The organism is Marinifaba aquimaris (genome assembly GCF_013328345.1).
Taxonomy (GTDB): Bacteria; Pseudomonadota; Gammaproteobacteria; order Enterobacterales; family Alteromonadaceae; genus Marinifaba; species Marinifaba aquimaris.
In genome coordinates, this window is the sequence record NZ_JABULX010000002.1 from 203532 (window position 1) to 224739 (window position 21208).

Below are 21208 nucleotides of genomic sequence, written 5' to 3' on the forward strand. Positions count from 1 at the left end.
CTGCTACCTTAAATTTTTTCACCGTTTGCACGGATATCAGCTAAAACTGCATCAATACCTTTTTTGTCAATGATACGCATACCTTTAGTAGACACACGTAATTTAACAAAACGGTTTTCGCTCGCAACCCAAAAACGGTGCGATTGTAAGTTTGGTAAAAAACGACGACGAGTCGCATTTTTAGCGTGCGAACGGTTGTTACCTACCGCAGGCTTTTTACCAGTAACTTGGCATACTCTAGACATTGCTGTGTCTCCAATTAATTGCTCAAGCGCTGACTTGAGAAATCGCGTACCCTGATTCAAGAGGGCGCAATTTATACCGACAAATTGCTCAAAAGTCAACTTTATTCCAAATTAAATCACATTTTTTAGTGATCTTTTTTCTCGGAGAAAGAATCACAAGCGCCCTGTCTCAGCCAAGGATATGACCTGATTATCAGCGATGATAAAATGATCGAGTACGCGAACATCAATTAGCGCCAGTGCTTTAACCAACCTGTCGGTAATTAAAAGATCAGCTTTACTGGGCTCTGCTATGCCAGATGGGTGGTTATGAGCTAAGATCACTGACGTAGCTCCAAGCTTTAGTGCGTATTCAACAACCACTCTAGGGTAAACAGCTGCACTATCAATTGTACCTTGAAAAAGCTCTACATACTCAATAACTCGATTTTGGTTATCTAAAAACAAACCAATAAAAACCTCATGGCGCCGGTTACCAATTTGCAGTAATAAAAAATCTCTACAAGCATGAGATGAGTCAAGCAAGTCACCACGAGTAATCGCCTCTGTTAAAAAACGCTTTGTCATTTCAATACAAGCTTGCAGTTGAGCGTACTTTGCAGAGCCTAAACCTTTTGCTTGGCAAAATGCATTCAAGTCCGCCTTGAGTAAAGCATTTAGACCGCCAAAACTACAGAGCAACTGTTGAGCTAATTCAACCGCACTACATCCTTTTACGCCCGTTCTTAAAAAAATAGCAAGTAGCTCGGCATCTGATAATTTATCAGCTCCTTTGGCTAACAACTTTTCCCTCGGCCTTTGTTCTGCCGGCCAGTCTAAAATCGACATCAAATAACCTCGTACTGGTCAAAAAATGAGTACTTACTTACCTTTAACAAGCAATTAAGCCTATGCATTAGCCACTTTAATGATTTACACTTAAGGAACTAAAAGGGTGTCACAAAAATATCCCCTTAAAATAAATCTAGCTAATAAAAAAGGTTTTGCAGTGTCATTACTTGAAAATAAAAAAATAGTTTTAGGTATTACTGGTGGCATAGCTGCCTATAAATGTGCTGATTTGACACGTCGACTACGCGAGCAAGGTGCGATTGTTAAAGTGGTAATGACTAAAGGCGCACAAGCCTTTATTACACCACTGACCATGCAAGCGGTTTCCGGAAACCCAGTGATGGACGATTTACTCGATCCCGCCGCTGAGGCCGCGATGGGACATATTGAACTCGCCAAATGGGCCGACACCATTCTCATTGCTCCGGCCACAGCAAATTTTATGGCGTCTTTATCTCAAGGTTTAGCTGGTGATTTACTCTCAACAATTTGTTTAGCGACATCAGCGCCTATTGCTATTTGCCCAGCGATGAACCAACAAATGTGGGCAGCCCCTGCTACTCAGCGTAACTTAGCAACATTGTTAGCCGATGGTCACGCTATCTTTGGCCCAGGTACAGGAGAGCAAGCCTGTGGTGATATTGGTGCAGGTAGAATGCTTGAGCCCCTTGAAATCATTTCTCAGCTTCAGCGTGTATTTACCCAACCTTTGTTAAATGGAAAAAAAATAACCATCACAGCAGGACCGACTCAAGAAGCAATCGATCCGGTTCGCTACCTTTCTAATCACAGCTCAGGAAAGATGGGTTTTGCCATTGCCAAAGCAGCGATAAATCTTGGTGCTAAAGTCACTCTAATCGCCGGCCCAGTAAGCTTGGCAACGCCGGTTAACTGCCAACGCATCGATGTAAAAAGCGCTGAGCAAATGTTAGCCGCAACTCAACAAGCCTGTTTAGATAGTGATATTTTTATCGCATGTGCCGCCGTTGCCGATTACGCACCAGAAACGGTGGCAGAAAATAAAATTAAAAAATCGAATGAAACAATGGCAATTGCGCTCAAACGCAACCCAGATATTTTAGCAACCATAGCAGGCCAACAGGACAAACCATTCTGTGTTGGCTTTGCAGCCGAAACACAAGATGTTGAGCACTACGCCAAAGATAAACTTTCGCGTAAAAACTTAGATATGATCGCAGCAAATAATGTTGCCATTAGTGGTCAAGGTTTTGCTAGTGATAACAATGCCCTATCGGTTTTTTGGAAAAATGGTCAACAAGATCTGACACTCGCCGATAAAGAAACCCTAGCGTATCAATTGCTTGAGCTAATTGAACAAAACTATTCCCCAAAATAACAACGAGAAGTACTTATGCCTGCAACACAAAAAAAGACGGGACAGCGTAAACAACAAATCTTACAAGCATTAGCTCAAATGTTAGAAACGAGCCCTGGCGAACGCATTACAACAGCTAAACTAGCTAAAGCGGTTGGTGTGACTGAAGCGGCGCTTTATCGACACTTTCCAAGTAAAGCGAGAATGTTTGAGGGTTTACTCGAGTTTATCGAAGACAGCTTATTTTCTCGCATCAATTTAATCATGCAAGAAGAGAAACAAGCGGCAGCTCGAAGCGTTAAAATAATACAGCTCGTTTTGTTATTTGCTGAGAAGAACCCTGGTATCTCACGCATTTTAAGTGGTGACGTACTCATGGGTGAGCAGGCGAGATTGCGCGACCGAGTCAACAGTATTTATGACCGCTTAGAGACTCAGTTTAAACAAGTACTGCGAGAGCGAAAGTTACGAGAAGGCAAAGACTTCAAATACACCGAAGTAGTGATTGCTAACCAACTTGTTGCATGGTTAGAGGGGCAAATAGCCCAGTTTGTTCGCAGTGGCTTTGCCAAAAAGCCATCAGAGGGGCTCGCCGAACAATGGTCGGTATTTGAAACTGCGCTTTTTAACGACTAGGAAATAATATGGCACCGTACCAAGCTGTTATCGCGATACTGAGTATGATTTTTTTAGTGGCTTGCCAACAAGCTGCACCAGAGAAAATCAACGAGTACGTGCATACAGACAACGGTGCTTATACAGCCGATTTATCCACCAATGGCCAATATGCCGTGATATCGAGTGCTCAGGGCATTATGACTTGGCAACTCGATAAAAACCTACCCAAATACATATGGCACCACAAAGCCAATGAACTCAATCAGGTGATTTATGTTCACATCGCGCATGACAATAGCGTAGTAGCGACAGCAGAAAGTCAAAAGGTCGCGCTGTGGAACTTGCAAACAGGTCGAAATAAAGGTTTTTGGTCTGTTGCAGAGTCACCTATTGAGCAGGTTAAAGTGTCTAATCAAGGCAAAATATTAGCCGTAGCACTACAAAATGGCGTGATTGAAATTTATAACCTAGATTCAGGTCGACGATTGAGGTTTCTAGGCCACCAAGAGCGTATCAGTCAAATTGATATTTCAGCCAATGGTCAATATCTTTTAAGCGGTGATTACGCGGGTAAAGCAATTTTATGGGATACCAAAACCGCACAGGTAGTTTACGACTTTTCACACCAAGGCCGGATAACTCAAGTCAAGCTAGATAACCAAGGCCGCTATGCATTTACAGCCAATAACTTTAAACAGAGCTACATTTGGGATTTACAATCTGGTGAAAAGCTCAGTCAGCTACAATACCCGATGCGCCAATTGATATTCTCTAGCGTTGAGTTTTCTAATAATGGTAAGTACTTAGCAACGGGCGCACCAAATAAGAAAATAAAATATTGGCATGTACAAACTGGCGAGCTGCTCAGTCAATGGAGCTTTAAGGCTGATGGTTTTGCAGCCAGCGTACTCGACTTTGCCTTTTCGGAAAATGACCGCACCCTACTGGCGGAAAACAGTTTTGGTTTAGCAGAAGAATGGGATATTTCTGAGCTAAACATTCACTAGTCGAAAGTGATATAGCACGCTCGCTGACTAGATTATAATTAACGTCTTTTAGACTTTGTTAACTCAGATCGTTGAGGACTTTTTAACATGATCACATTACCCATTCATTCACATTTCACTAAAGCAAGCCGTTTAATATACGGCTGTATGGGTTTAGGTGGCAGTTGGGATACTGCGCCAATTAACAAAGAGCATATAAAACAAGGGCATGATGTCGTTGATGCGGTATTAGAGATGGGGATAAATATCTTCGATCATGCAGATATCTACACTTGGGGTAAAGCGGAACAAGTTTTTGCTAAAGTACTGGAGCAAAGACCGACATTACGAGACCACATCACCCTACAATCTAAGTGTGCTATTCGCTTCAAAAGTGAAAACCTACCTGGCCGATACGACTTCTCCGAAAGTTGGATCAAGCAATCGGTAGAAGGCATTTTATCGCGTTTGGGTATTGAGCAACTTGACTGCCTACTTTTACACAGACCCGATCCTCTTATGCAGGTTGAAGAAGTTGCAGAAACATTCAGAACGCTCAAAAACCAAGGGAAAGTAAAACATTTTGGTGTCTCTAATATGCACAGATACCAAATGGATTTACTCAATCACTACTTAGATGAACCGCTAATCGCGAATCAAATTGAATTAAATTTACACCAATTAGATTGGTTAAATGAAGGCGTGGAAGCTGGCACTCCAGATAGTGCAAATGCAGGCTTTAATTCAGGTACGTTGGAGTATTGTAAGCGCCATAATATTCAAGTCCAATCATGGGGCGCGTTAGCTCAAGGTTTGTACTCTGGCCGCGATGTCAGTAATAAACCTCAAGCCGTACAGCAAACGGCTCAGCTAGTACAAGCTTTATCAGAGCAATACAGTACAACAGCAGAATCAATTGTATTAGCTTGGTTGATGCGCCACCCTGTTCACATTCAGCCAATTATTGGTAGCACTAATATCGAACGCATCAAAGCCTGTGCCGATGCAGAACGCGTCAGTGCTGAATTGACTCGTGATGATTGGTATCGCCTATTTGTCAGCAGCAGAGGCCGTATTTTACCTTAATACTAAAAAGACCAGCTAAGCTTGAACGCTTAGCTGGCTATATAACGGTATACATGCACTTTCAAGCCCTTACCTTGATGTGCTTCTTTAAACACCTCTGGCGCATGAATCGAATGTTCAAAAGTGCAACTTGGACAGTGTTCTGCAACCGTATCTCGTAAAAATGCATCGTCTAGATCAGGTGAATTCAAACACAACACCACTAAACTATCATCAGCCATAAACTCTGGCAGACGACGGATAATCTTTTTGTAATCGCGCTTGATATCGACACTGCCTTTTTGAAACGCAGGTGGGTCACACACTAAGATGTCAAACGGCCCTTGACGTTTAACTTTACCAAAAGACTTAAATAAATCGACTCCGGCAAAGCTAACTCGAGTTAAATCATGTTGATTGAGCTTATGGTTTTCTCGGCCCCTAGCCAATGATGCTTTGCTCATATCCAAATTCATCACATGTGATGCACCACCTTCAACAGCCGCAATTGAAAAAGCACAGGTGTAAGCAAAAAGATTGAGTACTTTTTTATCTTTAGCGTGTTGGCGTAACCAATCTCGACCGTTTTTCATATCGAGAAAAAGACCGTGGTTCTGACTTTTACCTAACTCAATATGAAACTTTAAAGTGTGCTCTTGGGTCACCAGCTGAGTGACTGGGTCACCTGATACTAATTCGATAGGTGCTCTGGCGCGACATCTGTATTGCACTTGTATTGATTTGGCTTGCGGTATTTGTTTTTCAATAAAAAACACAAGCTCATTTAACCAAGTCGCATCTACCTCTTGATATAACGTAACTAAGATGACAGGTTCAAACCAATCAATACAAACATGACTAAAACCAGAGTAGGCATGACCGCGACCATGGAAAAGTCGTTGGCACTGTCCATCTTTAGGGAGCTGGATGAATTCAAACATCAGAAAAGGCCGCAAATAAAAAAGTGGCGCGAGTTTAGGGGCTAGTGAAGCAAGAGTAAAGAAAAACCAGCCTAATAGATATTGCCAATTAGGCCAGTTTTAAAGTGGAGAGATGGTTAAATTAAACTTGGATGCTGATGGCTTGTTGCTCGTATACTGGTTGGATTCGAACAAACTGTTCAGTTAAATCTCTTTGCTGTGGTGTCTGCTGACTTTGTTGATAACCTAAGGTATCGACCATTTCATTCATGCGATATTTATCAGCCATGTTTTTGTAGAAATTAGCCGGCGTTGTTTGGCTGTCATTACTGGTATCACTACTATCTTCAGCATCTAACCCTTCAATCATTTCGATATATGTTTGTGCTGTTTCTTCTGCAGTTTGCAGCTCTTCGGTGCCTACCGCAGTCATGCGCAATGTATCTTTTTGCTCGTCACTGACCTTAGGCGCGTTTAACTCTTCTTTTTTAGCTTCTTTTGCTTGGTGAAAATCGTATGGGTCTGGATTGATGCCCTTTGCCGCTAATACATCATCTGTGTGTTGACCGTGATTAGGTAACTCTTTTTTGATGTTAAGCTCAGCCTGACGTAATGCCATTTCTTTTTGAAATTCTTGCATTTGCATTTGTGCGCCTTGCTGACTTGCATAATTTTCGATTGCGTACATATCTAAACTCTCCACAGTTAATGTCTCTCGAAATACACTTATTCAGACGACACGAAAACGAATAAATTCCAACCTTTACACATCTTTGCAAGCCCATAATTCAACCAATAGATACAGATAAATAACATTGGGCAGGCAAAACGAGTATTACCTAGAGGGAAAACTAAAATAAACACCTTAAGCTGTTGAAAATAAGTAATAAAAAGTAAACCTATTGGTAATAAGCTGCAGTCAACAAGAGCCAAATGCGTCAACCAGAAACAAATGAGAAAAAGTTCAGCCACGTTTGGCACTTAACATTACTTTGCATTGGATTTAAGGTAGGCAGAAAAATTTAGCTTAAATCAGATCTGCTAAGGCGATTTAATTTTATTTTTATGTACAATCGCTACTAGAAACATACATTTGATTACAAAAAGGAAGCCTAAATGAAACTGTTTCAAACTTTACTGGTAGGCCTGTGCCTATTTGCTTCATTTATCAGCCAAGCTCGCGATTTCAGTTCACTCTATCAACAAGTTGACCCATCGGTAGTGGTTATTCATACCAACAGCAAGAACTTGCGTACAACGGGTGAAAAGTTAAAAACCTATACCGCTAATAGCTTAGGTACAGGTGTCGTTATCAATAACAAAGGTTTAATTTTAACTGCTGCACACGTTGTTAATGCAGTAGATAAACTGACTATTACTTTTGCTGACGGTTCGGAATACGACGGTAAAGTACTAGTGAGTATCAGCTCGGCAGATATTGCTTTAGTTGAAGTGTTATCCAATCGAGATGACTTTGCTCATGTGAGTTTAGGTGATTCAGATAAAATCAAAACAGGGGAAGAGGTCTTTGTAATTGGTACGCCATATGGTTTAGATCACACCCTAACCGTCGGCCACTTGAGTGGTCGCCGTACGATGGAAAGCTACACTAAAAGTAAGTTAGAGTTTTTACAAACAGACGCTGCGGTAAACCAAGGTAACTCAGGTGGACCTATGTTCAATACCCAAGGCGAGTTAATTGGTATAGTCAGTCATATCCAGTCTAAATCAGGTGGTAGTGAAGGTTTAGGTTTTGCGGCCAGTATTAATATGGTCAGAGAGCGTTTCTTAGAAGCTCCTGCTGTCTGGTTTGGTGCAGAGTTTACCTTCTTAGCATCAGAGTTAGCAGCAGCCCTTAACGTGCCGCAAGATTCAGGTTTATTAATTGAAAAAGTAGCGCGTAACTCTTTTGCTGAAGAGATAGGCTTAAAAGGGGGTACTGTTGATATTAATATCTTAGGCCACCAAAAAGTAATTGGTGGCGATATCATTCTCGCCATTGGTCCGCACCAAATCAAAGCAGAGAAATCATTGCTGACTAAGGTCAATAATTACTTAATTGATGTTGAAACGGGTGATACCGTTAGAATGAAAGTACTGCGTATGGGCAAAGTACTTGAATTAAAAGTTAAGGCGCCAAAGCCCAGCTTTAACTTCGATTTTGAATAACAAATTTTACCAATAAAAAAAGCCGCATTTGCGGCTTTTTTTGATTCTGTTCAATAACTATTTTCAATACCGGTTAATGACGGTATTAGTCCTGAGGAAAGGTTTTGAAAAACCAGTCATCTAACATGGCATACTCGTATTTGAATGTCTCGCTGTCGCGATAACGATTAATACCAGAATCAAAGCCCATATCTTTGACTTTATCAGTACCTTCTTTAATCAGCTGATGCTCAGCATCATATAGTTGATAATCTAGATTAATTCGCGGGATATAAATAGAGCGGATAACGCGTATCCAGTCTCCGCCGACGGGGCGAACATCACCAGCTAAGTCTAAATCTGTCACCGTCACCACTAACTTTTGTTGTTCGGGCAACTGACTGGCAAGCTTCTCAATATGCTTTTGTAACTTTTCAATCACATGCTCGCGATATTTAACTTTGCCAACCATATTATTGGGCTTGATGTCGGTATAGTCTTCAGGATTTTGCCAGTCCATCTCAACAGTAGCGGCGTGAGCATTGCTAACCAAAGCGAGTGGAATAGCGGTGATGAACGCTAATGTAAATACTAAACCGAGAATCTTTAAACCTGCTTTAATCATTGTCTTCTCCAAAAACTACCTTGGTTATTACTTTAGAGCGCTATCGCGCGGCTAAGTTCAGCAAACCACAAAGGCTTTACGTTTCTTTTCTAAAAGGTAACAACTCACCACTTTATTAGCAGCAAGCTCTACTAACAGATAGTTATTGGAGTAAGTAATTTAGTCTTTTTGATTGATTTGAGCTTCTAATTCAGCAAGCTTTTGTTCTAAATCAACGAGCTTTTCACGTGTACGCATTAACACCCGTGTTTGCACATCAAACTCTTCACGCGTTACCACATCTAATTTATTTAGCTGTTGTTGCAATACTTGCTTAGTTTTGCCTTCAACATCTTCTGCTAGCTGTTTAACACCTGGAGGTAATGCATCGCTGACTTGCTGCACGATTTCTTCAATTTTTTTAGTATCTATCATAGTGATAACCTAATGATTAATTTTTAAAAATTTGTTGCTGCAAGCAATATGCTTGCAGGTCTGCTAATTGTTTACCATGGCAATGGGCTAATTCATCAGGCTCTGCTGATATTTTCAAGCGCCATTTCACCCCTGCTCTATCGGCAACCTGCATATCGGAGTGCTTATCTCCGACCATTACAGATTGAGACATATCGATATTAAATTCTTGCTGTGCTTGCAAAAGCATACCAGGCTCAGGCTTTCTACACTGACATATTTGCAAGTACTGGCCTATGGCCTTTTCTGGATGGTGCGGGCAAAAATAAACTTGGCTCACTTCTACGCCTTTTGCTTTGAATTGCTCACACATCCAATTGGTTAGGGTCCAAAAATCTTGCTCTTGGTAATAACCGCGGCCTATACCCGACTGGTTTGTAACCACAATAATTTTAAAATCAGAAGCTTTTGCACGTTGGCAAAATTCAAAAATACCCTCGGTAAATTCAAATTCAGCTATTTGTGAGACGTAACCGTGGTCAATGTTAATCACACCATCGCGGTCTAAAAATAAAGCCTTCATTTTAGCTCTGAATTTTTTCAATAATCTTGGTGGTTGAGCAACCATCGACAAAATCGATAGTTCTTACCGCACCGCCACTTTCAAGTACAAAGTCAGCACCGACTATTGTTTCGATAGTGTAATCACCACCTTTAACTAATACGTCTGGTTTTACCGCTTTGATTAATTCTAACGGCGTATCATCACCAGCTTCACCAAATGGGATCACCCAATCAACAGCAGCCAAAGCGGTCATCACAGATGCGCGCTCATCCAGCGGATTAATTGGTCTTTCAGGGCCTTTTAATCGACTGATACTGGCATCGTTATTTAAACCTAACACCAATTTATCCCCCAGCGCTTTGGCTTTTTCTAAATAACGCACATGGCCTGCGTGTAGAATGTCAAAACACCCATTAGTGAAAACAATCTTCTCACCGCTTTGACGAGCAAACTCAATATGCTGTAAAACATCTTCAAATGGGCATTGGTAATGAGTATCAGGTTTAAATTCAGTTTGATTTAACCTCGCCATCAGCTCTTCTGGTGTGACACAAGCGGCACCTAGCTTACCAACCACAATACCTGCCGCTAAATTGGCTAACAAGGCAGCATCTTTTGCTGATGCGTTAATAGCTAAACAACAGGCTAGTGTTGCAATGACGGTATCACCCGCGCCTGTTACATCATTCACTTCAAGCACCTGTGCGGCTAAATCATACTTAGCATCTGCTGTCACAAGCGACATACCTTGTTCAGAACGCGTCAACAACATGTTATCGATATTGGCATCACTGAGTAACTGACGAACCGATTGTTCAATCTCAACTTCAGTCGTTGTTTTGCCACCAGCGTCAATAAACTCTTTTAAATTTGGGGTGATGTAATTAGCACCCGCATAGGTTGTTAAATCAGATGACTTAGGATCGACTAAGGTCAACTTACCTTTTGCCTTTGCCATTGCAATCATCTCAGTTATATTGGCAAGGGAACCTTTGTTGTAGTCAGAAAAAACAATGCAATCATAATCATCAACAACAGCATTAAACTTTTCTGTTAGTTGTTGGGCGCTAGCTTGATTAAACGTTTGCTCAAAGTCCAACCTAACCACTTGTTGATGGCGGCTAATCACTCTAAGTTTGGTAATAGTCGGTTGTTCAGATTGACGAACGAGTACAGAGCTGATTTTTTCACTATTCAACTGTTTTTCTAATTCATCACCGTTGGTATCATCACCAATAATGCCAAGTAACGCCACTTTGCCATCAAGATGAGCAATGTTGCGTGCGACATTGGCAGCCCCACCGACTTTGTCATCCATTTGATGAACTTTAACCACAGGCACTGGTGCTTCAGGAGAGATTCTGGATGTATCCCCCTGCCAATAGCGATCTAACATGACATCGCCAACGACTAAAATGTTGGCTTGAGAAAAGCGTTGAAAAAGAGAAAAGTCCATTAATCTTCCTGACTAACAATTTTATCGATGGCATCACATAAAAAATGGCCAATGAAAATGTGTGCTTCTTGGATATGAGCAGTAACATCACTCGGTACAATTAGGTTTAACTTGGCAATATCTTTAACCAGGCCACCATCACGACCAGTAAAAGAAACCGTGTAAGCACCGATCTCATTAGCCGCGGCTAGCGCTAAATTAATGTTAGGGCTTTTACCTGACGTAGTAATGCCAATGACAACATCTTCTGGTTTACACAAGGCTTCTATTTGACGGCTAAATACTTGGTCATAACCGTAATCGTTACCACCGGCTGTCAAAATAGAGGTATCAGTTGTTAACGCGATTGAAGCTAACGCGCGACGCTCACGTTTGTAACGAACAACAAACTCTGCGGCTAAATGCTGGGCATCTGCGGCACTACCACCGTTACCAAAAAAGATGAGTTTACCGCCATTGAGTAATGCCATATAACATTGCTCAACTAAGGTTTGAATGTTGGGATATAGCTTATCTAAAGCATCAAATACAGCTTGATGTTGTTTCAAGCTAGCGGAGAAATCTTGGGCTAATTCTGACATTAGGTGCTCAATATTGTTAAAGACTCTGATTGGAGTATAGACAAGTCGAATATAGATAAATTCTATCAATGACGGACTAAGATTACACCCTAAGGCCTGTTTTTATTTGTTTATCAGGCTTGAAAGGGCAAACTGACCTCGAATAAGTGCTAGCTTTTTGCTTCGAGGTAATTGCTTGATTCGATATTCGAGTTGGCTGGCTTCACTGCGATTAAAACCCGATTGTTGAAACACCACTTCAACAGCGGGGTTAGAACGAAAATACTTTGCTCCTTTACCGGATTTATGCTGCTCAAACCGCCGAGTGACATCGGTTGTAATACCGCAATAAAGGGTATTTTTAGTTGTAGTAATTAAATAGACAGACCAATCTGACACTGTGTTACTTAGTTGCTATATCGCAATTAAGAATACGCTGATAAAGTTCAACATTTCCTTTAGCCATGACATGCGTGGAAAATTCACACCGCATACGCGCGATACCAGCCTCAGAAAAGCTTTCTCGCAATGGTTTATCAGCCAGTAATTGCGCAATGGCTTTTGCCAACCCTTCTTTATCTCCTGGTTCGGCTAATAAGCCGTGAACGCCTTCTTTGACAGCTTCTGGAATACCGCCTGTGCGACACGAAATAATGGGCACGCCACAGCTTGCTGCTTGAAGTAAAGAAACGCCAAGCCCTTCAATATAAGCGGGATGGACAACTAAATCTAAATTGGGCATAACCTTTGGCATGTCAGTTCTAAAGCCAGCAAATTGCACACAGTCCGTTAAGCCTAGCTCATTCACTGAAGCTTCTAATTGCTCTTTTCTTGGTCCCTTGCCGAGTATTAAAACCTGCAAGTTAGGATAAGAAGCTCTTAGTTCAGTTAATTTATCAAGTAACAGCTGGTGGCCTTTTCGTTCAATCAATTGCGCTATTACACCAATGACAACATCCCCATCTTGGTAATTAAACGTCGATTGAAACCAAGCTCGGTCAATACGAGGTTGATAAAGTTCAGTATCGACAGCACTTCTGACAGTAGTTACATGATCAGCAGGTACTTTTTGCGACAATAAAACCTGTCTAATACCTTCTGATATTGCTGCAACGTGATCAAACCAAGCGTATTTTATCTTACTGAACCAAATAGGTTCAGCATTATCTACACGCCGAGTTAACAACACTTTTACACCTGCGAGCTTGGCTGCTAAAGCGCCCCAAACATCAGCTCCTCGGCGAGAGTGAATATGCAGAAGGCTTGCCTTCTCCTCGACGAGGATTTTCTTTAATCGAAAAGCAAGACCAATATCGAGATCGCCTTTCATATCAATTTCAATGACCTTAGCAATATCGCGACACTCATTCGCAATATCCGAGCCTTTTGGGCACACTAAGATGTTGTTGACGTGATAAGCCTGTAATTCGGTTAGTAGATATTTGACTTGTAACGCGCCGCCATAAAGGAACTTACCTGCCTCGACATGAACGATTGTTGTCATAACTTTCTCTATAAATAAGCGCTAGCTTGTTGCCAAACATCTTCAGCCGTGAGTTTTTTCAGGCAGGTAAAGTCACCATCACAGGTAGGTCTGCGACGACAAGGTGCACACTCTATTTCGGTATACATAACTTGAGCATTGTCACGAGTGGTATGAGTATAAGGGCGCGTTGAGCCAAAAATAGCGATAGTTGGCGTGTGTTGAGCAATGCCAACATGAGTCAGCCCAGTATCAACACCTACCAGTAAACGCGCTTTATCAATCACATTAACAGCTTCTAGCAACTTGGTTTCACCGCATAAGTCAGTCACTTCAATACCGTTGGCTTTAGCATCTTTTACGATTCGCTCAGCATTGGGTTTATCGCCCGGGCCACCTAAAATAACAAGAGATAACTGACTTTGCTGAGCCAGTTTGAAAAATTCTTGCCAATAAGACTCAATCCAATGTTTTTGTGGTCGAGTCGTGAAAGGACAAACGACAATGTATCCCTTTTCTTGATTAATCCCTTTAGATTCAAGTAAACGGTCAACAGTTGAAGAAGTCTGCTCTGACACGGGTAAGTGCATGTTAAAACACTCGGTATCAAAGTTTTGTGATTGCGCCATTGCTAAGTATTCAGAAGAAATGCGCGCAGCATCTGGGATCCGCTCAACAACTTGGTTCATCAACATCGCAGTGCCTTCTTTTGAACCTAAGCCAACCTTTTTATCTGCTCCGGATAAAAAGGCCCAAATACCGCTTTTAAGTAAGCCTTGAGTATCTAAAGCCAAATCAAAACCATGTGCGCGCAGCATTTTTATAAAGTCTCGAACCGTTTTAAACCACTCGACATAGCGCTTTTCTCGCCATAGCTTTTGCCACTGGGCACGTGGCCAAATAATGACTTCATCCAACAGGGGATTTTCACTCAATAAATTGGCTGCCACAGGTTCAACTAGCCATGCTAGCTTAGCATTGGGGTACTTTAATTTAATTGAGGGAATTAAGGCTGATGCCATAACCACATCGCCAATGGCGCTGAGGCGAACGATTAAAATTTTTTTAGGTTCTTTGGGGCTCACAAATTAGCCTTATTGATTATTTCGAGGTCTGTAGCAAGTTTAAAAAAAAAGTGTTTTGCTAGCAAACAAAACACTTTTAACAAATGTAATTAAGCAGGAATAAAGGCCGCTAGTAAACCAATTAAACCACCAAATACGCCGCCCCAAACAACCAGCCACCCCAAGTGGGTGCGGATCATATCCTGAATAATATCTTTAACTAATTCTGGGGTGAGTTCATCTAGGCGCTTAGTGATGATGTCGGCTACTTTTTCTTGCATGCCGGATACGACATCCGGCTGTTCTAATTCTTCTCTTAACAACTCAGAAAATTTATCACTGGTCGATATTTCGATAAGGGAGTTTTGCATTTTTTCGATAAAAGGCTGACGTAAAGGCTCAATAGCCTCAACACCGCCAAACATAGATAACATACTGCCAAAAGAAGACTCTTCAATAGTTTTTACCAATGAATCAAAAGCAGGTGAAAGATCCACTTTACCGATAATAGGCGTCAGGTCGAAATGACTGGCTTGGCCTTTTTGATCAGATAAGAAGCGATCGATATTCTCAACAGTAAAAAACTGCGACATCATCAAATGTCGAATACCCGCTTTAAACTCTTCAAATCGAGCTGGGATAACCCCAGAGCCATATAATCCTGGAACCTTTTCAAAAAGCATATGAACCGCAAGCCAATTTGTCACGGCTCCAGATAAGGCAAATATCCCCATGCTAAAAATTACTGCATTATTTAGCACAGTGCCTAAAATCACCAGTAAAGCTGCGGTTAGGTTGGTCAATAAACTTTTATTCATAATTGCTACTACACTATAAGCATAATTTTTCGCTACCCTAACTTGAGTGGCCTTTTTTTTCCAGTATACCTTAGTAAATGTTAATAATATCGTTAACTTAGCCTGTTAAAACAGGCATTATTGAGGGTTTAACTATGCTTTGATATATTGGCTTGGTAAAACGTAAATCTGATGGTTCAACCCAAATAAGAAAAAGACGAATTAAATGAACATATTGCTCGTAGAAGATGACAGTATCCTTGCTAAAGTAGCCTTAACCGTGCTCTCTTCCGAAGGTTATATTGTGCACTGGTCTGAAACAGCCAAAAGCGCAAAGCAAGTACTTGAACAACAACACTTTGATGTGGTGTTGCTCGATCTTATTTTACCAGATGAGCATGGTCATAGCGTATTAAGCGTTATTACAGAACAGAACATTAATACACCCGTTATCGTGTTAACGTCAGATCACAGCGACAAGCAAGTCGTTAGCAGTCTTAACCTAGGCGCTGACGATTACATCACTAAGCCATTTAATCCAGTCCAGCTACTAGCCCGAATCAATGCAGTGGTTAGACGTTATCGTAGCACGCTACAAACTTGGGAAATCGATTCAGATTTGATTATTGATTTAAACAATATGATTGTTGAACGCGCCGGAAAACCCATCAACTTAACGCTATCCGAGTACAAGCTATTAAAAGAATTAGCTAGCCAACCTGGCACTGCTTTTAGCCGTGAGCAATTAGTTCAGCTGATCGCAAGTAAGGACGACAAAGCGATAGATAGTAATTCAATTGACGTGCATATTCACAGTTTGAGAAAGAAGCTGAATAACAAGCAATTAATTAAAACTGAGCGCGGTGTAGGCTATAGCTTTAACGCCTAGTAACGAAAAAGTTAGTTTTATTAACATAGGGTTACATATTATGACTATCTTGAATGTTCTAGTTTTTTCTATAATAATCAAACTAAGTCTGATTAATTATTTTTGAGGAGCATAGGCTCTTGTTTGACAATACAGTTACATATTCAGTTAATAACAGCACCATCATTTTGCGTGATGAGAAAAAAGAGCTTTTATTAGTTACTCCACCTCAGTACCAAAATATCTTAGTTAGCCGCTACGGCTGCCAGTTTACCGATCTTCAACCTGTGCGTCGTGCAGGGACTAAAAACGTCTTTTTACACGAGGTATTCAAAAGAGATAAAACATTCTTCTTTGTAAAAGCTGGTGAAACAGAATTCCAAATCGATTTAAAATTCACAGAAAGCCCAATCACAACAATGAAGTTCTAGTCCTTTTTGTGTAACTTGTTTTAGGGCATTTACGTAAAATGCCCTAACCCACTTCTTTAGCCCGATAACCAGGAATTGCAGATAAGTCGACTTTATCTATCTGGAATGGCTTTAAAAATATCTCAGCAAACTTCAAGTAAATTTCACTTTCGATAAACAGGTCAAATAGATCTGGGTCAATGTGATTATCTAATTTCATAAAACCAAGAATTTTTAAACACTCAGAAAGCGTTTTAGCCTCTTTGTAAGGCCTGTCTGAAGCAGTGAGGGCTTCAAAAATATCAGCGATGGCCATCATCCTTGCCGGAACAGACATCTGTTCACGTGTTAACCCTTTTGGATAACCAGTACCATCCATTTTCTCATGGTGCCCACCTGCGTATTCAGGTACATTTTGAAGGTGTTTTGGAAAAGGTAGCGCATCGAGCATATCAATACTTATCGTGATGTGCTTATTGATGATTTGTCTTTCTTTTTCATTCAAAGTGCCTTTGGCAATGCTGAGGTTAGTGATCAGGTCTTGATCTAAAATTGCCTGCCTCTGCTCTTGAATCTCTATTTGATATTTTTCAGCAATAGTGTAAACCCTACGCTGCGCTTTTTCCGACATAAACTCACTACCGATATTGCTTTGTATTAAAAACAATAAATCATCGTCTAATTGGCGCAATGCCGCTTGATACTCAGTGAATCGTTCAGCGGGTGCAATCTCACCATTTTTAAGCATCGTCAGTTCAGTTTGTAAGTGCTGAATTTTCATGTCTCGTTTGGCAATTTCAAAACGAGCGACCACATAATCAATGCGATCAAATACCGTTTCAAGTTTAGTCGCTTTGTCCATGACATATTCAGGCGTGGCAATTTTTCCACAGTCGTGAAGCCAGGCCGCAATATTTAACTCATACATATCAGCTTCATTCATGGAAAAGTCTGCAAATGGGCCTTCTTTGGCTTCATTGGCCGCTTGCGCCAACATCATAGTAATTTCAGGTACCCTGCGGCAATGACCACCTGTATAGGGCGACTTTTCATCGATTGAGTGAGCTAACAATTTAGTAAAAGAGCGAAATAGGCCTTCCATTTCATCAATCAAACCGCGGTTTGTTAAAGCAACCGCAGCTTGGGAAGCCAAAGCTACAACAACCCGTTCAACTTGTTCACTAAACGCTATTATTTCATCATCTTGCTGCGCATTGATAAGCTGGAGTACCCCGTTTAAATCACCTTCGTGGTTGGTCATCGGGATAGTCAAAACAGATTGAGTACGATAACCTATTTTGGCATCCATTTGTTTGGCTAACGTCATGTCAAAGCCGTCAAATGGCTGATAGGCATCAGGGATATTAATCACTTGATTGGTATTAGCGGCGAAAGCAACTAAGGCAGAATGGTTTTCTCTACCGTCGATAGTAAGAGGAATTTCTGGAAACGGGATCGTATTACCACTACTACCCCCCATATACATACCTAACGTATTATTGATTAACGTCTCAAATTTTAGTTCTTTATTAGCAGTGACTGAATAAATAGTACCACCATCGGCATGAGTGATGCGCTGTGCTGTTGTGAGGATTTTTTCTAGTAACTTAGTGGTATCTTGCTCAGCAGAAAGCGCAATTCCGACGTCGATCATTTGCTCCATTTGATCGAGAATTTCACTCCGGCTTTCACTGCCTATTACATGATTAAAAGTACTGCCTGTTTTCATTAATCTTTGTTCTCAATCTTCCTGGCGATTATTTTTCAGTATGAATAAATACACCATTCCAGTGCTCGGAAATATCAGCCTGTTTTAATTGGCAAATACGCTCTTTATACAGATTATAGAGCTTAGTACCCGGGTAATTGTCAGATAATTTGTTAAATTCGATTTCAGCACTATGCCAATCTTGTTCAAGGTATGCTTGATATGCTTTTGAATACTGTTCAAGTTCCAACTTTTGACTATCAGTTAGTTCCTTTTTTTCAGCCAATGGTTGATAAACCTTAGTTGCAATATCTTTACCTTTCACTTTTACTTGGTCAACTAACATAAATTCATATGTGTCCTGTGCTAGCTGTTTGGTATTTTCTCCGACTAGAATCTCTACCCCATAAAACTTGGTTAAACTCTCTAATCGGCTAGCTAAGTTAACCGCATCGCCTAACACTGTATATGCGCGTCGAAACTCCGAGCCCATATCACCGACATTCATCTCTCCAGAATTGATACCAATACCGATAGCAATTGCAGGTAAATCTTCTTTTATCAGTTCTTGATTCAGATTTTCGGTCACCTCAAGCATCTTAAAAGCCGTTTGAATGGCATTGGTGGCATGCTTAGGGTCATCTATAGGCGCTCCCCAAAACGCCATCACCATATCCCCAACATATTTATCAATGGTGCCCTGATAAGATAAGATGGTTTTAGTAATGGGTGAAAAATAACGATTGAGATATAGCTTTAAATCATTAGCACTCATATTTTCTGATAAGTCGGTAAAACCTCGTATATCGCTAAAGAGAACGGAAAGTGTTTTACGTTCACCGGCAAGTGAAATACTGTCCGGAGATGCCAGCATTTTATCTATATGAGCAGGCGGTACATATTGATCAAACATGCCTTTAATACGTTTGCGTTGGCTAGATTCATTAAAAAAGCCAACGGCTATATTCATCAGTGATAACAAAACACACAATAAAATGACAGTAGTTAATGGCAAAGAGAGTTTGGCCTGAGTCCATAAGTGATAATTAATAAGTAAACTGATCATTAATAAACAGCTTCCCCAAAAGGCCATTTTTTTAGGGCCGAGCCCCGGCATGACAAGCGCCATGATGACGCCAAAAAGCAGTAAATAACTGACAATTAGCCAATCAGCCATATCTGGCTGAAAAGAAAACAGATCAGGGTTAAGTAAGCCTTCAATAACATTTGCGTGGATCTCTACACCTGGGTATTGAATTCCAACGGGCGTTGCCCTCAAATCAGCAAGGCCAACGGCTGATGTGCCCACGAGCACAATGGCATCAGTGAGTAGGTCTTGTGGGATATTTTGCTGTAGAACATCGGTTGCAGAGATATAGGGGAAGCTATTTCGCGGTCCACGATAAGGAACAATGACCCGACCATGTTGATCAGTTTCTATATTTTGTCCATTAAAATTAAGACTTAGTAAATGATACCAACCTTGATAAGGCTCTACGTTTACTTTAATTTCATCTGCCAACGAGTAAATTCGAGCAACTTCAAGGGCGAGTGAAGGATAAAGCTGCTCTTGATATTGAACAAACAAAGCAGCCCGGCGAATAAAACCATCTCTATCGGGTACAGAGTTAATAAACCCTTCGCCTTGAGCCGATGGTTTAAAAGTATCAACGCTACCTATATATCCATCAAATGGCAAAGCGGTAATGCGAGCCTGATCGACCTCAGTTTGCACTGCTACAATCGATACTGGGGGTATGCCATTAGTATAAGCAGCATCTTGTTCAAATAACGCCCCTAGGACCACATCACCCTGAGCAATACTAGCCGCAAACCGACTATCCGGATCGACCTGCTGTTTAACGGCTAACCAAGTTTCATCATTGTGATTAGGAAAATAAGCTTCCAGTTGGTTAAGCGGATTTAATTCAGGTTCAGAAAAGAGCACATCAAAACCAATTACTATTGCACCAGCATCAAGTAAGTTCTCAACCAATGTCGCGGTTTTAGCTCGACTCCAGGGCCAACGGCCTTCGACTTTAAAACTCGCTTCATCTAAATCTACGATAACAATTTTAGGATCTGTATACTCAGGGCGAAGATGTAAGCTCAGCTTGAGTCTGGCATCATAAAGTAAGCCGTCAAGTCTTTCGAGAACGCCTTTGACTGCTGAGTTTGGCGGGGCCAGTTGGATAAAGACTAAACTTAAAACCAGAAACAAGCCTGCAATTTGCCTTTTGCCGAGCCAGTTTATGCGCATGTGTTAATTATTTCCTAGAAATAGGCTCATACCCTCTTGAGCAGCAAAAATATCAACTTGTCCATTTTGTTGAGCAACAGTTTTTTTTAATTCCAGCTCAATTTTTTCTAATGTGTGATCATCTCTGGTGTGGTCGTGACTGTATAAAGCGCAATGCTTAACCTTTGAAGCTACTGCTAAATCAAGTGCCTGAGTTGTTAAACTATGCCCCCAACCGTGTTTTAACGGTAGATCAGCTTGAGTGTATTGCCCATCATGGATAAGTAAATCAGCCCCTTTTACAAATTCAACCCATTCATCAAAACCAGTTTCTTTGTGCTCAGGTGGGTACAATTCATTATCCGTCACATAAGCTAGTTTTGTGCCATTTTCTTCAATCAAATACGCGGAGCCAGAGCCTGGATGATTCATTTTTTTACGAGTGATCGTGGCACTACCCAATTGCCAACTAGCTATTGATTCAGGGCGCTTTTCGATAGTGATATTAGCCAATAAGGCTTGTCTATCGACGGGGAACCAAGAACCCGACATCTGATTCAAAATGGCTTCGGGTTCATCTGGAGAGGTTAAACCCGGTGTTATTGTGATATTCCGACCCACTTGAAATGCAGGAGTGAAAAAAGGAAAACCTTGGATGTGATCCCAATGGTTATGTGACAGTAACAAATGCAAGTTATCGAGCTTGGGCGCTAGTACTTGTCCTAGCTTTTTAATTCCCGTACCTGAATCCAAAATCAGATGAGTTTTATCAGATAATTGAACATGCACACAGGCGGTATTCCCACCATATTTAGCATATTCAGCGCCAGGTGCCGGGGTCGACCCCCTTACACCATAAAACGTAACTTGCATTTAATTTCCTTACGCACT

Annotated in this window: 23 protein-coding genes; 7 read left to right on the forward strand and 16 right to left on the reverse strand. The window is 41.1% G+C overall.

What is annotated here, in order from left to right; all coding sequences use genetic code 11:
- Window positions 1–8: 8 nt before the first annotated feature.
- On the reverse strand, window positions 9–245 hold the full coding sequence (rpmB, locus tag HR060_RS02390; protein WP_174198664.1) for a 50S ribosomal protein L28: 237 nt from the start codon (window positions 243–245) through the stop codon (window positions 9–11).
- Between the two features lie 153 nt (window positions 246–398).
- Complete coding sequence (gene radC, locus HR060_RS02395) at window positions 399–1073, reverse strand: RadC family protein (RefSeq protein WP_174198665.1); 675 nt, start codon at window positions 1071–1073, stop codon at window positions 399–401.
- 160 nt (window positions 1074–1233) lie between these two features.
- On the opposite strand from radC, the gene coaBC reads away from it, so the two are divergent.
- From coaBC to HR060_RS02415, 4 genes are all read left to right on the forward strand, one after another.
- Complete coding sequence (gene coaBC, locus HR060_RS02400; protein ID WP_174198666.1) at window positions 1234–2433, forward strand: bifunctional phosphopantothenoylcysteine decarboxylase/phosphopantothenate--cysteine ligase CoaBC; 1200 nt, start codon at window positions 1234–1236, stop codon at window positions 2431–2433.
- 15 nt (window positions 2434–2448) lie between these two features.
- Window positions 2449–3048 carry a nucleoid occlusion factor SlmA gene (gene slmA / locus HR060_RS02405; protein ID WP_174198667.1) on the forward strand — a complete coding sequence of 200 codons (600 nt, stop codon included), beginning with the start codon at window positions 2449–2451 and terminating at the stop codon, window positions 3046–3048.
- An 8-nt stretch (window positions 3049–3056) separates the two neighbouring features.
- Complete coding sequence (locus HR060_RS02410; RefSeq protein ID WP_174198668.1) at window positions 3057–4037, forward strand: WD40 repeat domain-containing protein; 981 nt, start codon at window positions 3057–3059, stop codon at window positions 4035–4037.
- An 87-nt stretch (window positions 4038–4124) separates the two neighbouring features.
- Complete coding sequence (locus HR060_RS02415) at window positions 4125–5102, forward strand: aldo/keto reductase (protein WP_174198669.1); 978 nt, start codon at window positions 4125–4127, stop codon at window positions 5100–5102.
- Window positions 5103–5131: 29 nt separating this feature from the next.
- On the opposite strand, the gene HR060_RS02420 is transcribed toward HR060_RS02415, so the two are convergent.
- Together HR060_RS02420 and HR060_RS02425 are read right to left on the reverse strand one after the other, a co-directional pair.
- Window positions 5132–6022, reverse strand: a complete 891-nt coding sequence (locus HR060_RS02420; protein ID WP_174198670.1) for a class I SAM-dependent methyltransferase — start codon at window positions 6020–6022, stop codon at window positions 5132–5134.
- Window positions 6023–6143: 121 nt separating this feature from the next.
- The gene (locus HR060_RS02425; RefSeq protein WP_174198671.1) at window positions 6144–6689 is read right to left on the reverse strand and encodes a hypothetical protein; all 546 of its coding nucleotides are present in this window, start codon (window positions 6687–6689) and stop codon (window positions 6144–6146) included.
- Window positions 6690–7117: 428 nt separating this feature from the next.
- Between HR060_RS02425 and HR060_RS02430 the strand changes: the two genes are divergently transcribed.
- Window positions 7118–8170, forward strand: coding sequence for a S1C family serine protease (locus tag HR060_RS02430; RefSeq protein WP_174198672.1), 1053 nt, complete (start codon window positions 7118–7120; stop codon window positions 8168–8170).
- 85 nt (window positions 8171–8255) lie between these two features.
- On the opposite strand, the gene HR060_RS02435 is transcribed toward HR060_RS02430, so the two are convergent.
- From HR060_RS02435 to HR060_RS02475, 9 genes are all read right to left on the reverse strand, one after another.
- The gene (locus HR060_RS02435) at window positions 8256–8774 is read right to left on the reverse strand and encodes a DUF3016 domain-containing protein (protein WP_174198673.1); all 519 of its coding nucleotides are present in this window, start codon (window positions 8772–8774) and stop codon (window positions 8256–8258) included.
- A 159-nt stretch (window positions 8775–8933) separates the two neighbouring features.
- The gene (gene ubiK / locus HR060_RS02440) at window positions 8934–9188 is read right to left on the reverse strand and encodes a ubiquinone biosynthesis accessory factor UbiK (RefSeq protein WP_174198674.1); all 255 of its coding nucleotides are present in this window, start codon (window positions 9186–9188) and stop codon (window positions 8934–8936) included.
- A gap of 16 nt (window positions 9189–9204) precedes the next feature.
- Entirely contained in the window at window positions 9205–9750 is a 546-nt protein-coding gene (gene gmhB / locus HR060_RS02445; RefSeq protein WP_174198675.1) for a D-glycero-beta-D-manno-heptose 1,7-bisphosphate 7-phosphatase, read from the reverse strand.
- A gap of 1 nt (window position 9751) precedes the next feature.
- Window positions 9752–11188 (reverse strand): bifunctional D-glycero-beta-D-manno-heptose-7-phosphate kinase/D-glycero-beta-D-manno-heptose 1-phosphate adenylyltransferase HldE, encoded by a 1437-nt coding sequence (gene hldE, locus HR060_RS02450; RefSeq protein WP_174198676.1) that lies wholly within the window; start codon window positions 11186–11188, stop codon window positions 9752–9754.
- Window positions 11188–11769, reverse strand: a complete 582-nt coding sequence (locus HR060_RS02455; protein WP_174198677.1) for a D-sedoheptulose 7-phosphate isomerase — start codon at window positions 11767–11769, stop codon at window positions 11188–11190. Before HR060_RS02455 ends, hldE begins: the two co-directional genes overlap by 1 nt.
- Before the next feature lie 102 nt (window positions 11770–11871).
- Window positions 11872–12147, reverse strand: a complete 276-nt coding sequence (locus tag HR060_RS02460) for a GIY-YIG nuclease family protein (protein WP_174198678.1) — start codon at window positions 12145–12147, stop codon at window positions 11872–11874.
- A gap of 4 nt (window positions 12148–12151) precedes the next feature.
- The gene (locus HR060_RS02465; RefSeq protein WP_174198679.1) at window positions 12152–13252 is read right to left on the reverse strand and encodes a glycosyltransferase; all 1101 of its coding nucleotides are present in this window, start codon (window positions 13250–13252) and stop codon (window positions 12152–12154) included.
- A gap of 8 nt (window positions 13253–13260) precedes the next feature.
- Window positions 13261–14316: a glycosyltransferase family 9 protein gene (locus HR060_RS02470; RefSeq protein ID WP_217434850.1), complete on the reverse strand. Its 1056-nt coding sequence runs from the start codon at window positions 14314–14316 to the stop codon at window positions 13261–13263.
- Window positions 14317–14405: 89 nt separating this feature from the next.
- On the reverse strand, window positions 14406–15113 hold the full coding sequence (locus HR060_RS02475) for a DUF445 domain-containing protein (protein WP_174198680.1): 708 nt from the start codon (window positions 15111–15113) through the stop codon (window positions 14406–14408).
- Between the two features lie 205 nt (window positions 15114–15318).
- Between HR060_RS02475 and HR060_RS02480 the strand changes: the two genes are divergently transcribed.
- Together HR060_RS02480 and HR060_RS02485 are read left to right on the forward strand one after the other, a co-directional pair.
- The gene (locus HR060_RS02480) at window positions 15319–15981 is read left to right on the forward strand and encodes a response regulator transcription factor (RefSeq protein WP_174198681.1); all 663 of its coding nucleotides are present in this window, start codon (window positions 15319–15321) and stop codon (window positions 15979–15981) included.
- Window positions 15982–16100: 119 nt separating this feature from the next.
- Window positions 16101–16391: a hypothetical protein gene (locus tag HR060_RS02485; RefSeq protein WP_174198682.1), complete on the forward strand. Its 291-nt coding sequence runs from the start codon at window positions 16101–16103 to the stop codon at window positions 16389–16391.
- Between the two features lie 43 nt (window positions 16392–16434).
- Here HR060_RS02485 and HR060_RS02490 read toward each other — a convergent pair whose 3' ends face one another.
- From HR060_RS02490 to HR060_RS02500, 3 genes are read right to left on the reverse strand one after another with little or no spacing between them, the layout of a single operon-like run.
- Entirely contained in the window at window positions 16435–18099 is a 1665-nt protein-coding gene (locus HR060_RS02490; protein ID WP_174198683.1) for a GAF and HD-GYP domain-containing protein, read from the reverse strand.
- A gap of 28 nt (window positions 18100–18127) precedes the next feature.
- Window positions 18128–20338, reverse strand: a complete 2211-nt coding sequence (locus HR060_RS02495) for a CHASE2 domain-containing protein (protein WP_174198684.1) — start codon at window positions 20336–20338, stop codon at window positions 18128–18130.
- A 3-nt stretch (window positions 20339–20341) separates the two neighbouring features.
- Window positions 20342–21190, reverse strand: a complete 849-nt coding sequence (locus tag HR060_RS02500; RefSeq protein WP_174198685.1) for an MBL fold metallo-hydrolase — start codon at window positions 21188–21190, stop codon at window positions 20342–20344.
- Window positions 21191–21208: the final 18 nt, after the last annotated feature.